This is a genomic window from Mycobacterium colombiense, assembly GCF_003284935.1.
Lineage (GTDB): Bacteria > Actinomycetota > Actinomycetes > Mycobacteriales > Mycobacteriaceae > Mycobacterium > Mycobacterium arosiense_A.
This window is the reverse complement of sequence record NZ_QMEV01000037.1, coordinates 1-14725: the sequence shown is the minus strand read 5'-3', so window position 1 is coordinate 14725 and position 14725 is coordinate 1. Positions and strand designations below refer to the sequence as shown.

The following is a 14725-nucleotide window of genomic DNA, read 5'->3' as shown; positions in this document are numbered from 1 at the left end:
GACGATCGTCAGTCAATGGGCGTACGGTGCCCGCATGGAGTCACGCGCGCCGTCCGCGACCGGATCGCCGGGGGGGAGCGTGCGCGAGGCCCGCAGGCTCCAGACCCGTGCGCGCCTGTTCGACGCGGCGCTGGCCGAGATCTCGCGGCGCGGTGTGGCCGCCGCCGACGTCAGCGCGATCGTCGCCGCTGCGGACGTGGCACGGGGGACGTTCTACTTCCACTTCCCCACCAAGGAGCACGTTCTCATCGAGGCGGAGCGCGTCGAGGAGACCCGCATCATCAGCGAACTCGGCGACGCCAAGGGGGATCTGGCGTCGGTGCTCTCCCAGCTTGTGCATCACGTACTGAGCGCCGAAACCCGCTTGGGCGAAGCGGTTTTCCGGGACATGCTCGGACTGCATTTCTCCTCGGCCCGCCCGGTCGAAGACGAGCTTGCCCAGCACCCGCTCGGACAACATCTGGTGGGCGTCATCGCTCGAGCGCAGGACGCGGGGCGGGTCGACCCCGACGTGGACGCGGCCGAACTCGCAACGTTCTTTCTCACCGGACTTTTCGCGCTGCTGGCCACCGGGGCCCACGATGCCGCGTTGTTAAACCGTTACGTGACAACGATTGTCAAGGGAATGGAGAAGCGATGAATCGCACCGGCATCGAAGGCTATCGGGACTTTTTGGCCCAACGCGACGGCGAGGCCGATCTGCTCAACAGGCGGCTGGCCAATCGCGAGCAGTTCTTCGGCGACCTGGAATCCAATCCCATCCGGTCGGCCCATCCCGCCGACCGCGCCACCTTCCTGCGCAACCTGCGACGGCGGCGACCCGAACCCGGTCTGGACGACAAGATGCTCTTCCTGCTGGCCACCGCGAAGCTGAACCAGGCGGAGCGATTCGGCGTGGGCCTGGGCGAGACCTACGGGCGCAACAGCGACGAGAGCGTGCCGCCCGAGCGCGTCTACCTCGAGCTGGAAGAGCACTACCACACCCGGCTGCTGGCCTACGCTCTCGACGCGTTCGACCTGACCTTCCAGGTTGTCCCGCCGCCCTTCGTCATCCGCCAGTTCGTCAAAGCGAACGTATTCCTGCCCGAACGGCTCGGCTTCCTGTTCGTCGGAGCCGCGGAGATGGCGGGCTGCATCCTGTTCGACGAATTACGCCGCGCCGGCAGCAGACTTTTCGCCGACGAGCCGCTCGTCGCCGAACGAATTGAGTTGCTCTACAGCGAGATCCTGACCGACGAGATCGGCCACGTCGGCTATTGCGCGTCGCGTTGCACGGCCGCCGAGCGGGCGGTCATGCGCCGAATCTATCCCCTCATCGGGCGGCTGTTCGCCCGCCAAACCGCGGAAATCAGCCTGCTCCTCGATCCGAAGGCGTTGCACGCACGCCTGGATCGCCCCTTCGATGTCGAGGAACTCACCGCCGGCCTGACCAACGAGACCTATCTGGTCACGCACCCGTGACGCAGTCGGCAGTTAGGCCGCCAGGTCGTCCTCGGCGCGGCGCGCGGCGGCGGCCCGCTTTTCCCGTCGCCAACCGCGCACGGCGGCAATCGCGGACTTGAGGCCGCGACGGCGCCCGGTGGCCGGGTCCGTGCCCAGGAAACCGGGCTCGAGCTCGGCGAACATCCGCTCGCTGCGGGTCTCGGGCGCGTTGTCGGCGTCGTCGCGCAGGTACTTGTTCGGCAGCGAGAGCTTGGCCAGCGTGCGCCACGTCTTGGCGTACTGGAACAGGAAAGAGCCTGTGGTGTAAGGCAAGTCGTACTTGTCGCACACCTGGCGCACCCGCACCGAGATCTCGTGCAGACGGTTGCTCGGCAGGTCCGGATACAGGTGGTGCTCGATCTGGTGGCACAGGTTGCCGCTCATGAACCGCAGCGCGGGGCCGGCCTCGAAGTTGGCGCTGCCCAGCATCTGGCGCAGGTACCACTGCCCCTTGGTCTCGCCGATCATGTCGGTCTTGGTGAATTTCTCTGCGCCGTCGGGGAAATGGCCGCAGAAGATCACCGCGTTGGCCCACACGTTGCGGATCACGTTGGCAAGCGCGTTGGCCTTCAGCGTGGACATGTAGGTGGCACCGGGCGACAAGGAGGTCAGCGCCGGGAAGGCGACGTAGTCCTTGAGCACCTGCCGACCGGCCTTGGCCAGGAACTCGTCGACCCGTTGCCGGGCCTCGTCGTTGTCCATGCGGCGCTTGGCGATCTTGCCGAGCTCCACATGCTGCAGGCCGACGCCCCACTCGAAGAGCAGCGCGAGCAGGGTGTTGTACACCAGGTTGAACAGGTTGAAGCGCTTCCAGCGCTGGTCGCGGGTGACACGCAGCAGGCCGTAGCCCACGTCGTCGTCCATCCCGAGGATGTTGGTGTATTTGTGGTGCACGAAGTTGTGCGTGTAGCGCCAGTGCTTGGACGACCCGCTCATGTCCCACTCCCACGTTGAGGAGTGAATCTCGGGGTCGTTCATCCAGTCCCACTGGCCGTGCATGACGTTGTGGCCGATCTCCATGTTCTCGACGATCTTGGCCACGCCCAGGGTCACGGTCCCCGCCCACCAGGCCGAGCGCCGCGAGCTGGCGGCCAGCAGCAGCCGGCCGGTCACCTCGAGCGCGCGCTGGGCCGCGATGGTGCGGCGGATGTAGCGAGCGTCCCGCTCGCCGCGCGAGTCTTCCACGTCCTGGCGAATGGCATCGAGCTCAACGGCCAGGTTTTCGATGTCGGCGTCCGTCAGATGGGCGAATACGTCGACGTCGGTGATCGCCATCGTCTTTTTCTCCCTGCGGTCGTGTGTGCTGACTTACCTACGCTATCGTAACCTACGAAGCCGTAGGTTACCTATGAGTAGCCTTTAAATGTCGAGCACGCAATCGCCGGACGCGGCGGACACGCAGGTCTGCACCCGGGTCCCCGGGTCGTGTTCCTGGCCGGTCCGCAGGTCGCGGACGTGACCCTCGACGAGGCCGACCACGCACGATTGGCAGATGCCCATGCGGCAGCCGAAGGGCATCTGCACGCCGGCGCTCTCGCCCGCGTCCATCAACGATGTCGCGGCGTCGGCGTCGACGGTGCGTCCGCTGCGGGCGAAGGTGACGGCGCCGCCGGCGCCGGTCGGTGCGGCCCGAGACACCGCGAACCGTTCGAGGTGCAAGTGCTCGCCGATGCCCGCGGCCGACCATGCCCGCTCGGCCTCGCCGAGCATGCCTTCCGGACCGCAGGCCCAGGTCTGCCGTTCGCGCCAGTCCGGCACCTCGTGGTCCAGCACGGACAGGTCGAGCCGGCCCTGGGTGCGCGTCTCGCGCAGCCGCATCCGGTAGCCCGGGTGCTCGGCGGCCAGGGCGGCCAGCTCCGCGCGAAACATCACGTCGGATTCGGTGGGTGCGGAGTGCAGGTGGACGACGTCACCAATCTGGTTGCGGCGCACCAAGGTTCGCAGCATGGACATCACCGGCGTGATCCCGGAGCCCGCGGTGAGGAACAGGATCGATGGCGGCGCGGGGTCGGGCAGCACGAAGTTGCCCTGCGGGGCGGCCAGCCGCACGATCGTGCCCGGCTCGACGCCGGCCACCAGGTGCGACGACAGGAACCCCTCGGGCATCGCCTTGACCGTGATGGTCACGGTGCGCGCCGAACCGGATGCCGAGCGCGGGCTCTTACCGGCCGGGGCCGAGGTGAGCGAATACGACCGCCAACGCCAGCGCCCGTCCATCAGCAGTCCGATGCCGATGTACTGGCCCGGCTGGTAGTCGAAGTTGAAGCCCCAGCCCGGCTTGATGACCAGGGTCGCGGAGTCCTCGGTCTCGCGGCGCACCTGCAGGATCCGGCCCCGCAGTTCGCGCGCCGACCACAGCGGATTGGCCAGATGCAGGTAGTCGTCGGGCAACAGCGGTGTGGTGATGCGGGCGGCGAGCTTGCGCAGCGCATGCCAACCGGGATGCCGGTCCGCGCCGGCGACAACAGGTCGCGTGGTGTCGACGACGTTGCCCGTGATCGATGGGTTACGTCTGCCCAGGGGAAGCTCCTGCTCACTACGCGGCGTGTGACTGACGCTCACATTGTGATCGATTCTGTGCGCTTCACGAAACCTACGGTACCGTAACCTACGGTGTCGTAGCTAGCGCTGCGGCGCCGACTGCCTCACATTCGCCGTCACATCAGCTCCAGCAGAAATGGCAGCTCCTGGTTGGCGTACCAGGCCAGATCGTGGTCCTGGGCATCGCCGACGATCAGGTCGGCATCCTCGTCACCCAGGTCGGCGGCGTCGACGGCCTCGATCGCCTTCGCCACCGCCGGTTCGGCCGCGGCGTTGTCGACGTACGCGGCGATCACCTGGTCGATCCGAACCGGGCCGGCCAGCCTGACCACGGCGTCGTCGAGGTCGGGGCGGTAGGTGACGTCCTCGACGTCGGCGGCCAGCACCGCGCGGCGCGGCGGCAGCGACTCCGACGGCGCCTCGGCCCCCTGGGCCGCCAGCAGGCGCAGGGACGCCAGCGCCGCCTCGCGCAGTGCCACGTCGGCGAGCTCGTCGTCGTCGCCCTCGGCGTAGGCCTCGCGCAGTCTCGGTGTCAGTGCGAACGCCGTGCCATTGACGGGCCACAGCGAGCCGTCGGCGACGAGTTGCTGCAACATCGGCACCGTGGCGGGGATATAGACGACGGTCATGGCGCGCCTCGATCGCCTAGATCAGCGTGGCCGCATGGTCGGCGACGTACGTCGACAGCTCACGCGGCGGGCGCTGGTAGTTGCCACTGACGACGGGACGCCGGGGCAGCTTGACCTTGGGCGTCTCGACATCGCGGTAGGGAATCGTGGACAGCAAATGGGCCATCATGTTCAGTCGCGCGTGTTTCTTGATATCGGATTCGACGACGTACCACGGGCTCTCCGGGGTGTCGGTGTGCACCATCATCTCGTCCTTGGCGCGTGAGTAATCCTCCCACCGGTATACCGATTCCAGGTCGATCGGGGACAGCTTCCAGCGCCGGACCGGGTCGTTCAGCCGCGCCTTGAACCGCCGCAGCTGTTCGGCCTCGGAAACCGAGAACCAGTACTTGCGCAGCAATATCCCGTCGTCGATGAGCATCTGCTCGAAGATCGGCGTCTGCCGCATGAACAGCGCATACTCCTGCGGTGTGCAGAAGCCCATGACCTTCTCGATGCCCGCGCGGTTGTACCAGGACCGGTCGAACAGCACGATCTCGCCCTTGGTGGGCAGATGGGCGATGTAGCGCTGGTAATACCACTGGCCGCGTTCCCGATCCGAGGGCACCGGCAGCGCGGCGATGCGTGCGATCCGTGGGCTGAGGTACTCGGTAATCCGTTTGATGGCACCGCCCTTGCCCGCGGCGTCGCGGCCCTCGAAGAGCACCACCACCCGCGCCCCGAAATAGCGCACCCATTCCTGCAGCTTCACCAATTCCGTTTGCAGCCTGAACAATTCGGCTTCGTAGACCTCGTCGGAGATCTTGGCTACGGCCGGGGAAGCCGACTTTTTGTTCGGCTTCGACGGTGGGCCGTCGCGTTTCGTGGTGCTCACAGCAACGAATGATAGCCCCACGCAGTGGTTTTCACCGCAGACTAGGACCGGGAAGCCTCCAGCAGTTCGTCGAGCGCTTGGTTCAGCAGGCCGGGCAGCAGCTCGACATCGCTCATGGCTTCGCGGTCGGCGTTGATCCCGTAGTACAGCTCGCCGTTGTAGGACGTCACCCCGATGGCCAGCGCCTGGTTGTGCAGCAGCGGTGGCACCGCGTAGGTCTCGAGCAATTTGGTGCCGGCGATGTACATCTGCGACTGGGCGCCGGGCGCGTTGGTGATCAGCAGGTTGAACGTGCGCTTGGAGAAACTCGGGAAACTGGTCGCCACCCGAATCCCCATGGCGTGCAACGTCGGTGGGGCGAAGCCCGACAGCGTGACGATGGTCCTGGCGTCCACCAGATGCGCGGCGGTCGGGTTCGACTCGGTGGCGTGCGCGATCTGGGAGAGCCGCACCACGGCGTTGGGCTCCCCCACCGGCAGGTCGACGAGGAACGGCGTCACCTGGCTGATCGCCTGACCGGGACCGCTGGCGTCGAGGTCGCCGTCGCCGTATACCGGCAGCGGCGCCATCGCCCGCACGGTCGCGGTCGGCGACACCGCCACCCCGCGCGACATCAGCCAGTTACCCAGGGCGCCGGCGATCACGGCGAGCACCACGTCGTTGACGTCGCAGTCGTAGCGCGCGCGCACGGCGCGGTAGTCGTCGAGGCTGCCGCGGGCGACGGTGAAGCGCCGATGCCGTGACACGGTGGCGTTGAGCGGGCTGCTGGGCGCGGTTCCCCGGGCCACGGTGCGCACGAAGTCGACGGCCCGGCGACCGGCGGTCAGCAGCTCGCCGTGATTGGTCACCAGCCCACCGATCATCGAGCCGACGGCCTGCAGCTGGGCGCCGGGCCCGGTGACCCATTCGCTGACCGCGCCCAACATCAACCGGGTGTTGCCGGGGTCGCGCTCCGGTACCCAGATGTCCTCGGGAAACGGTGGCGGGCGTTTCGTCCGGTCGGCGATGACGTGGTTGATCTCCAGCGCGGACATGCCGTTGATCAGCGCCTGATGCGACTTGGTGTACAGGGCGACCCGGTTCTGGGACAGGCCTTCGACCAGGTACATCTCCCAGAGCGGGCGCGACTTGTCCAGCGGCCGCGCGGCCAGGCGCGCGATCAGCTCGTGCAGCTGCTCATCGCTGCCCGGCGAGGGCAACGCCGAACGCCGCACGTGATAGGTGATGTCGAAGTCGTTGTCGTCGAGCCACACCGGCCGGGCCGTGCCGACCCGCACCTCGCGCACCTTCTGCCGGTAGCGCGGTATCTGTGGCAGCCGCTGCTCGACGGTGGCCAGCAGCGTTTCGTAGCTCAAGCCCGATCGGGGGCGGCGCAGGATCGCCAGCGATCCGACATACATGGGGGTGGCGGAGTTCTCCAGCCGATAGAAGGACGCGTCCGGCGGGGACAAGCGACTCACCATGCGGCGCTGTCCTCCTGGTCGGTTCGTCGCCCGTGCACGGGGAGCCCTGGGCCGTGGGGGCCCCGTCCCGCCCACGGTAACCGGGTGGCGGTGCGGTAACTCAGCGTGGGTACGCGTGCGGTCGAGTTGTGCCATGATGACCACTGACTAACCACTGTCTGCCCCTCTCCAGCAGGCTGCCGGTCCGGCCGAAGACTTGGAGAGTGCGCGTTGAACACCAGTCCTGTTGCGAATCCAGCTGACGCTTTCACCGTCATACCAGTCGTCGACTACGAGCCGCCGACGCAGGACGTGTCGCACCCCGCCCCGCCGTGCCGGCCCTCCTCGCGCCCGCCGTTGCGCCGACGGAGCAGCCATGCGCCGCGGGCCTATACCGGGCAGCCCAGCCGCTCGGCCGCACCGGAGCGCGGCACGGTCATGTCCCCACGGATGCGCCAGGCGGCCGTCTTCGCCGACGCCGCGCTGCGCCGGGTGCTGGAGGTCATCGACCGCCGCCGTCCGGCCACCCAGCTCAATGGGCTGCTCGCGCCGAGCCTGGTGGATTCGGTAGCCGCGGTGGCACGTTCGGCCGCGGCCCAGGCGGGTGGTCGGCGCGGCGCCGCGGTGCTGCGCCGTATGCGGCTGCAGCCAGCCGGGCACCGGGACCCCGACTCGGCGGCCGAAGTCTTCGGTTCCTTCAGCCGCGGAAACCGGAGCCACGCCATCGCCTGCCGGGTCGAACAGGTCGACGCGGCGGGCGCAACCCGGTGGATGGTGGTCGCCCTGCACATCGGCTAACCGGACGGGCCGGGCTCAGTTCGCCGGTGCGGCGCCGGTCGCCCTCGGGCCGCCGGTGTAGCGGGTGAGCACGGGGCCCATGATCGCCATGATGAACACGTAGGACGTCGCCAGCGCGGCGACGGCGGGCAGCGACTTGCCGGCCAGGCCGATGATGATCAACGAGAATTCGCCGCGGGCGATCAGGGCGGTGCCGGCGCGCAGCTGCCCGCGCCGCGCCACGCCGTCGTGCCGGGCGGCGAAGACCCCCGTGGCCACCTTCGTCGCCGCGGTCACCGCGGCCAGGATCAGCGCCGCCGGCAGCATGGGAACCAATTCGTGCGGATCCACCGAGAAGCCGATGGCCAGGAAGAAGATGGCGGCGAACAGATCGCGCAGCGGACCCAGCACTCGGCGGGCCCGCTCGGCCGTCTCGCCGGTCAGGGTGAGGCCCACCAGGAAGGCGCCGACCGCCGCCGAGGCGTGCAGCGACTCGGCCATGGCCGCCACGATCAGGGTGATGCCCAGCACCCGCAGCATGAGCTGTTCGGAGTCGGGATGCTGCACCAGCCGCTCCACGTGGTGGCCCCAGCGGTAGGAGGCGGCGAACGCGGCCAGCAACGCGCCCACCGCCACGACCATGCCGCCGACGGCGTGCAGCCACCCGCCGCCGGATGCCAGGACCGCGAACAGCGGCAGGTAGGCGGCCATCGCGAAATCCTCGAGCACCAGCACCGACAGCACGGCCGGCGTCTCCCGGTTACCGAGCCGGTGCAGGTCCTCGAGCAGCCGCGCGATGACGCCCGACGAGGAGATGTAGGTGACGCCGGCCAGGCACAGGATGGCCACGCCGTCCAACCCCAGCAGCCAGCCCGCGATCGCGCCGGGCGCCGAGTTGAGGACGATGTCGACGGCCGCCGACGGCAGGTGGTGGCGCATGCTGGAAGAGAATTCGGCCACCGAGAATTCGCAGCCCAGGGTCAGCAGCAGCAAGACCACGCCGATGGGTGCGCTGGTCGTGATGAACTGCCCGCCGGCCGCCAGCGGGAGAATGCCACCGTTGCCCAGGGCCAGGCCGGCCAGCAGGTACACCGGGATGGGCGACAACGCGAATCGGCGTGCGGCGGCGCCTAATACGGCCAGAGTGGCCAGGAGGGCGCCGAGCTGTAAGAGCAGCGTCCCCGAAATCTGCACCGGCTCAGCCTTTGTCGATAATCTTCTCGACGCCCGCGATTCCGTCTTCGGTGCCGATGACTATCAGAACGTCTTGGACGTGCAGCATCTCGGAGGGGCCGGGCGAGGCGAGCACCTCCTCGTTGCGCACGATCGCCACGATGGACGCCCCGGTGCGGGTGCGGGCCCTGGTGTCGCCTAGCGGGTGATCGACGAACGGGCTGCCGGCCAGGATGTGCACCTGGCCCGTCTCGAGCCCGGGGATCTCCCGGGCCAGCTCAGTGAACCGTTCGGCGATCCGTGGGGCGCCCAGGATCTGGGCCACGGCTTCGGCCTCCTGGTCGGTGAGGTGCAGCAGCGGCCTGGCCTCGTCCGGATCTTCGCGGGCATAGACGACGACGTCGAAATCGCCGCTGCGCCGCGCGATGATGCCGATGCGGTCACCCTTCTGGTCGGTGTATTCGTAGCGAAGACCGACCCCGGGGAGCAGCACCTCCTTGACGTCCATACCGTCAATCCTGACAGGTCGCCCGTCGCCGGTGTCGCCGGGCGGAAATGTTCATAGCCGGCCCGAAACTAGTGCAGCTCGGCCGGTTGGGTGGGGCCACCGCGCGACCGGCGCCCCAGCGGCACCAGCATGGGCACCTGGCGGCGGTAGTCGCGGTAGTCGTCGCCCAGCGCGGCCACCAGGTCGCGCTCTTCGAAGTGGGTGGCGACCAGGATGTAGCCCGTCATCGCGATGGAGAAGAGCAGATGTCCGGCCGTCATGGTGGGCACCGCCCAGAACGCGATGACGAAGCCCAGCATCAGCGGGTGCCGCACCAGGCGGTAAAAGAACCGGACGCGAAATTCGAGGTTGGTGTAAGGCCTTGCGCGCCAAGCCAAATACACCTGCCGGAGCCCGAACAGGTCGAAATGGTTGATCATGAACGTCGACGCCAGCGCGATGGCCCAGCCGAGCCAGAACAGCGTCCACAGCGCCAGGCGCCCGGCGGGAAGCCCTACCTCCCAGATGACGGCCGGCATCGTTCGCCATTGCCAGTAGAGCAGCACCAGCACGACGTTGGACAGCATCACGTAGGTGCTGCGCTCGATCGCCGGCGGCACCAACCGCGTCCACCGGGCCTTGAACCCCGGCCGCGCCATGACGCTGTGCTGGACGCCGAACACCCCGAGCAGCACCATGTTGACCAACACCGCCTGGCCGATGGGCGCCGAGAGCCCGTGATCGACCGTTCGCGGCACCCAGAAGTTGCCCAGGAACGCGACGAGATACAGGAATACGGCGAGAAAGAGCAGATAAGCGGCCGCGCCGTAGCCGACCGTCAGGTAACGCTTCATTCGCTGATTGTGCGCCTCAACGGCCCGGAAGAACATGGGGCGATTGCCTCATTGTTCCCGGCCGCACCAAGCGCGGTTGAGTCCGCGCGGTTGGGTGCCGAGCGTGAAGCTAGTCGCACGCTCGGCGCCGAGCGTGAAGGTAACTTCACGCTCGCGGGGAGGGCCCGCGCGAGGCGCGGCCCGATTAGCGGCGCTTGACCGACTTGGGCGGCTTGGCGCCGCGACCCTGTTGTCGCGCCGCGGCGCGGCGTTCGCGCCGGCTGGCGCCGCCGGGGACCCCGGCCGGCGCCTTGCCATCGCCGCCGTTGCGCTGCACCGCCGCCGAACCGTCCTCTGACGGACCCGAGTACGTCATCGCCGGCGCTTCGTTGTCAATCCCCTTGGCGCGCAACTGCGTTGGGGCCTCTTCGCGCACGGCCGTCGCGGCGCCGCCCTGCTTGCCGGCCGCGGCGGTGGCGAATTCGGCCAGCCCCTCCGGGGTTTCCACCGGGGCGACCTGCGGGCTGGGCACCGCCTCGACGGTGACGTTGAACAGGAACCCGACGGACTCCTCCTTCATGCCATCGAGCATCGCCATGAACATGTCGTAGCCCTCGCGCTGGTACTCGACCAGCGGGTCGCGCTGGGCCATCGCGCGCAGCCCGATGCCCTCCTTGAGGTAGTCCATCTCGTAGAGGTGCTCGCGCCACTTGCGGTCGATGACGTTGAGCAGCACGTTGCGTTCCAGCTGACGCATCGCGCCCTCGCCTGCGATCTCCTCGAGCTCGGCTTCCCTTATGGCATAAGCGTTTTCGGCATCCTTGAGCAGCGCCTCGAGCAGCTCCTCGCGGGTGAGGTCGTCGCGGTCGGAGTCCGCGTCGCGGTGGGTCAGCGGCGCATGGTCGATGCCCACCGGGTACAGCGTCTTCAGCGCCGTCCACAGGGCTTCGAGGTCCCAGTCCTCGGCGTAGCCCTCGGCGGTCGCTCCGTTGACGTAGGCGGTGACCACGTCGCGGACCATGTCCAGCGCCTGCTCCTTGAGGTTCTCGCCCTCCAGGATGCGGCGGCGCTCGGCGTAGATCACCTTGCGCTGCTGGTTCATCACCTCGTCGTACTTCAGGACGTTCTTGCGGACCTCGAAGTTCTGCTGCTCCACCTGGGTCTGGGCGCTCTTGATCGCCCGGGTGACCATCTTGGCCTCGATGGGCACGTCGTCGGGCAGGTTCAGCCGGTTGAGCATCGCCTCCAGCGCGGCGCCGTTGAACCGGCGCATGAGTTCATCGCCCAGCGACAGGTAGAACCGCGACTCGCCCGGGTCGCCCTGCCGGCCGGAACGGCCGCGCAGCTGGTTGTCGATGCGGCGGGACTCGTGGCGCTCGGTGCCCAGCACGTACAGGCCGCCGGCCTCGATCACGTCGGCGGCCTCGGCGCTGACCTCCTCCTTGACCTTGGGGAGCTCCTCGTGCCAGGCGGACTCGTACTCGTCCGGCGTCTCGACCGGGTCGAGGCCGCGCTCGCGCAGCCGCTGGTCAGTGAGGAAGTCGGCGTTGCCGCCCAGCACGATGTCGGTACCACGGCCGGCCATGTTGGTGGCCACAGTGACCCCGCCGCGGCGGCCGGCGACGGCGACGATGCCGGCCTCCTGCTCGTGGAACTTCGCGTTGAGCACGTTGTGCGGCACGCGGCGCTTCTGGAACTGGCGCGACAGGTACTCCGAGCGCTCGACGCTGGTGGTACCGATCAGGACGGGCTGGCCCTTCTCGTAGCGCTCGACGACGTCGTCGACCACGGCGATGTATTTGGCTTCCTCGGTCTTGTAGATCAGGTCGGACTGGTCGGCGCGGATCATCGGCTTGTTAGTGGGGATGGGCACCACGCCGAGCTTGTAGATCTCGTGCAGCTCGGCCGCCTCGGTCTGGGCGGTACCGGTCATGCCGGCCAGCTTGTCGTAGAGGCGGAAGTAGTTCTGCAGCGTGATGGTGGCCAGCGTTTGGTTCTCGGCCTTGATCTCGACGTGCTCCTTGGCCTCGATGGCCTGGTGCATGCCCTCGTTGTAACGGCGGCCGTAGAGCACGCGGCCGGTGAACTCGTCGACGATCAGGACCTCGCCGTCGCGCACGATGTAGTCCTTGTCGCGGTTGAACAGCTCCTTGGCCTTCAGCGCGTTGTTGAGGTAGCTGACCAGCGGCGAGTTGGCGGCCTCGTAGAGGTTGTCGATGCCGAGCTGGTCCTCGACGAACTCCACGCCCAGCTCGTGCACGCCCACCGTGCGCTTGCGCAGGTCCACCTCGTAGTGGACGTCCTTCTCCATCAGCGGCGCCAGCCGGGCGAACTCGAGGTACCAGTTGGAGGCGCCGTCGGCGGGGCCGGAGATGATCAGCGGGGTGCGGGCCTCGTCGATCAGGATGGAGTCGACCTCGTCGACGATGGCGAAGTTGTGTCCGCGCTGGACCAGATCGTCGAGCGAATGCGCCATGTTGTCGCGCAGGTAGTCAAAGCCGAATTCGTTGTTGGTGCCGTAGGTGATGTCGGCGGCGTACGCGACCCGGCGCTCGTCGGGGGTCATCTGCGCGAGGATCACGCCGACGTCCAGGCCGAGGAAGCGGTGCACGCGGCCCATCCACTCGCTGTCGCGTTTGGCCAGGTAGTCGTTGACGGTGACGATGTGCACGCCCTTGCCGCCGATGCCGTTGAGGTAGGCCGGCAGCACCGAGGTCAGGGTCTTGCCCTCACCGGTCTTCATCTCGGCGACGTTGCCGAAGTGCAGCGCCGCGCCGCCCATCAGCTGCACATCGAAGGGTCGCTGGTCGAGCACCCGCCAGGCCGCTTCGCGGGCCACCGCGAAAGCCTCGGGCAGCAGGTCGTCGAGGCTTTCGCCGTCGGCGTGCCGCTTCTTGAACTCGTCGGTCTTGGCCCGCAACTCGGCGTCGGTGAGCTTCTCGATCTCGTCGGACAAGGTGTTGACGTAGTCAGACACCCGCTTGAGACGCTTGAGCATGCGACCTTCGCCAAGGCGCAGCAACTTCGACAGCACGGTGTTGTCCCCTTTTGGGATGTGCCCCTGTTGGTAGGAGTCTTTTCTTGAGCGACTCCCATGGTAGGCGACGAGCTCTTGAGTACCGCCGTACCGGCGATCGCAAGCGCGGCAACGCCGGGCGCCGCGGGTCGCCGCCCGAAGACCCCGCGGCGATCGCAAGCGCGGCAACGCCGGGCACCGCGGGTCGACGCCCGAGGACCCCGTTCAGGAGAGCCTGATCAGCCCAGTCGGATCAAGCCGTAGTCGTAGGCGTGCCGCCGGTAGACCACGCACGGCCGTTCGGTCTGCTTGTCGTGGAACAGGAAGAAGTCGTGTCCGACCAGCTCCATCTCGTAGAGCGCGTCGTCGACCGTCATCGGCGTCGCCGGGTGTTCCTTGGTCCGCACGATCCGTCCGGGCTCGTGGCCGGGTTCCGCGCCGTCGGGCTCGGCCGGCGCGGGCTGCGGCGCGCTGTCCAGCGGGACCGGGGGCGGCACCGCGGTGGCGGCGGCCAGCGACACCGGCGTCTTGTCCCCGTAGTGAACCTTGCGACGGTCCTTGACGCGGCGCAGCCGGTTCTCCAGCTTGTCGACCGCGGACTCGAACGCGGCGTAGAAGCTGTTGGCGCAGGCCTCCGCGCGGGTCACCGGGCCCCGGCCGCGGGCGGTGATTTCCACGCGCTGACAGGATTTGCGCTGACGCCGGTTGGGCGCGTGCTTGAGCTCGACATCGAAGAGATAGATGGAGCGGTCGAACCGCTCGAGCCGGGCGAGTTTTTGCGAGACGTACAGACGGTAATGATCGGGGACTTCAACGTTGCGGCCCTTGAACACAACATCGGCGGTGGTTGTCGGTGGGGCTTGCTCATCGGTGATGGGCGGTTGGTCCAGAATCTGACCGGAATCCACGGATAGCCTTGACATACGTGACAACTCGTTTCTCTTTTCACGTCGCACGCGCCCTGCGTGCCCGGCTGCTTGATGCGCCGACGAGGTGAGAGCGGTTCGAGACTGGCTACCGCCGCAGGCTGCCCGCCGGAGCAAGGTGTCGAATACTCACCCCTTCCCGCGGATGGGTCCCACCTGGAAATTCGCGACCAGTGAGTCAGACCGATGAGTCGTTCTTCGTTGTTGTCGACGTTAGCTCGTGTTCGCCTGCCGATGCCACTAATTTGGTCCAGCTGTTGCGAGTTCTTCACAAGCTCTTGGCTGGTTCATGGGTTGCGCGCAGCCGCGGCCGGTTCAGACCGCGGCGATCGCCAGCACCGCGGCGACCCGAACCCCGGCGGCGTGCAGGACGCGCACCGATTCGCGCGCCGTCGCGCCGGTGGTGACGATGTCGTCGACGAGCATGACTTCGGTGTGCGGCGGTCGACCGCGCAGCACCACCCGGCCGGCGATGTTGCGTTCGCGCGCCGCGGTGCCCAGCCCCACCGAGTCACGCGTCAGCGCCCGGAGCCGCAACGCGGGGA

The 14725-nt window shown here is 67.9% G+C and carries 14 protein-coding genes; 3 read left to right on the top strand and 11 right to left on the bottom strand.

What is annotated here, in order from left to right:
* The first annotated feature begins 34 nt into the window (after positions 1-34).
* Both DQP57_RS16650 and DQP57_RS16645 read left to right on the top strand, forming a co-directional pair.
* Complete coding sequence (locus DQP57_RS16650; RefSeq protein ID WP_112633945.1) at positions 35-640, top strand: TetR family transcriptional regulator; 606 nt, start codon at positions 35-37, stop codon at positions 638-640.
* Complete coding sequence (locus tag DQP57_RS16645) at positions 637-1461, top strand: hypothetical protein (protein ID WP_112633944.1); 825 nt, start codon at positions 637-639, stop codon at positions 1459-1461. Before DQP57_RS16650 ends, DQP57_RS16645 begins: the two co-directional genes overlap by 4 nt.
* Before the next feature lie 12 nt (positions 1462-1473).
* Here DQP57_RS16645 and DQP57_RS16640 read toward each other — a convergent pair whose 3' ends face one another.
* The 5 genes from DQP57_RS16640 to DQP57_RS16620 form a co-directional block, all read right to left on the bottom strand.
* A complete protein-coding gene (locus DQP57_RS16640) occupies positions 1474-2757 on the bottom strand; it encodes a fatty acid desaturase family protein (protein ID WP_112633943.1) in 1284 nt (427 codons plus the stop codon).
* 84 nt (positions 2758-2841) lie between these two features.
* Positions 2842-4002 (bottom strand): ferredoxin reductase, encoded by a 1161-nt coding sequence (locus DQP57_RS16635; protein WP_112633975.1) that lies wholly within the window; start codon positions 4000-4002, stop codon positions 2842-2844.
* A 137-nt stretch (positions 4003-4139) separates the two neighbouring features.
* Positions 4140-4652 carry a DUF6912 family protein gene (locus DQP57_RS16630; RefSeq protein ID WP_112633942.1) on the bottom strand — a complete coding sequence of 171 codons (513 nt, stop codon included), beginning with the start codon at positions 4650-4652 and terminating at the stop codon, positions 4140-4142.
* 16 nt (positions 4653-4668) lie between these two features.
* Complete coding sequence (gene ppk2 / locus DQP57_RS16625) at positions 4669-5526, bottom strand: polyphosphate kinase 2 (protein WP_112633941.1); 858 nt, start codon at positions 5524-5526, stop codon at positions 4669-4671.
* A 41-nt stretch (positions 5527-5567) separates the two neighbouring features.
* Entirely contained in the window at positions 5568-6989 is a 1422-nt protein-coding gene (locus tag DQP57_RS16620; RefSeq protein WP_112633940.1) for a WS/DGAT/MGAT family O-acyltransferase, read from the bottom strand.
* Between the two features lie 210 nt (positions 6990-7199).
* On the opposite strand from DQP57_RS16620, the gene DQP57_RS16615 reads away from it, so the two are divergent.
* Positions 7200-7766 carry an Rv3235 family protein gene (locus DQP57_RS16615; RefSeq protein ID WP_240631787.1) on the top strand — a complete coding sequence of 189 codons (567 nt, stop codon included), beginning with the start codon at positions 7200-7202 and terminating at the stop codon, positions 7764-7766.
* A 15-nt stretch (positions 7767-7781) separates the two neighbouring features.
* On the opposite strand, the gene DQP57_RS16610 is transcribed toward DQP57_RS16615, so the two are convergent.
* The 6 genes from DQP57_RS16610 to DQP57_RS16580 form a co-directional block, all read right to left on the bottom strand.
* Complete coding sequence (locus tag DQP57_RS16610) at positions 7782-8939, bottom strand: cation:proton antiporter (RefSeq protein WP_112633939.1); 1158 nt, start codon at positions 8937-8939, stop codon at positions 7782-7784.
* 4 nt (positions 8940-8943) lie between these two features.
* Positions 8944-9426, bottom strand: a complete 483-nt coding sequence (locus DQP57_RS16605; RefSeq protein ID WP_112633938.1) for a cation:proton antiporter regulatory subunit — start codon at positions 9424-9426, stop codon at positions 8944-8946.
* A gap of 68 nt (positions 9427-9494) precedes the next feature.
* Positions 9495-10259, bottom strand: a complete 765-nt coding sequence (mddA, locus tag DQP57_RS16600; protein ID WP_205869148.1) for a methanethiol S-methyltransferase — start codon at positions 10257-10259, stop codon at positions 9495-9497.
* Between the two features lie 184 nt (positions 10260-10443).
* On the bottom strand, positions 10444-13272 hold the full coding sequence (secA, locus tag DQP57_RS16595; RefSeq protein ID WP_112633936.1) for a preprotein translocase subunit SecA: 2829 nt from the start codon (positions 13270-13272) through the stop codon (positions 10444-10446).
* 221 nt (positions 13273-13493) lie between these two features.
* On the bottom strand, positions 13494-14162 hold the full coding sequence (hpf, locus tag DQP57_RS16585) for a ribosome hibernation-promoting factor, HPF/YfiA family (RefSeq protein WP_112633934.1): 669 nt from the start codon (positions 14160-14162) through the stop codon (positions 13494-13496).
* Positions 14163-14495: 333 nt separating this feature from the next.
* Positions 14496-14725, bottom strand: a 230-nt coding sequence (locus DQP57_RS16580; RefSeq protein ID WP_133259253.1) for a ComF family protein, incomplete at its 5' end; no start/stop codon positions are given.

Coding starts and splice junctions, on each gene's coding strand:
- DQP57_RS16650 (WP_112633945.1), top strand. CDS start 35: ATGGAGTCACGCGCGCCGTCCGCGACCGGATCGCCGGGGGGGAGCGTG.
- DQP57_RS16645 (WP_112633944.1), top strand. CDS start 637: ATGAATCGCACCGGCATCGAAGGCTATCGGGACTTTTTGGCCCAACGC.
- DQP57_RS16640 (WP_112633943.1), bottom strand. CDS start 2,757: ATGGCGATCACCGACGTCGACGTATTCGCCCATCTGACGGACGCCGAC.
- DQP57_RS16630 (WP_112633942.1), bottom strand. CDS start 4,652: ATGACCGTCGTCTATATCCCCGCCACGGTGCCGATGTTGCAGCAACTC.
- DQP57_RS16620 (WP_112633940.1), bottom strand. CDS start 6,989: ATGGTGAGTCGCTTGTCCCCGCCGGACGCGTCCTTCTATCGGCTGGAG.
- DQP57_RS16605 (WP_112633938.1), bottom strand. CDS start 9,426: ATGGACGTCAAGGAGGTGCTGCTCCCCGGGGTCGGTCTTCGCTACGAA.
- mddA (WP_205869148.1), bottom strand. CDS start 10,259: ATGAAGCGTTACCTGACGGTCGGCTACGGCGCGGCCGCTTATCTGCTC.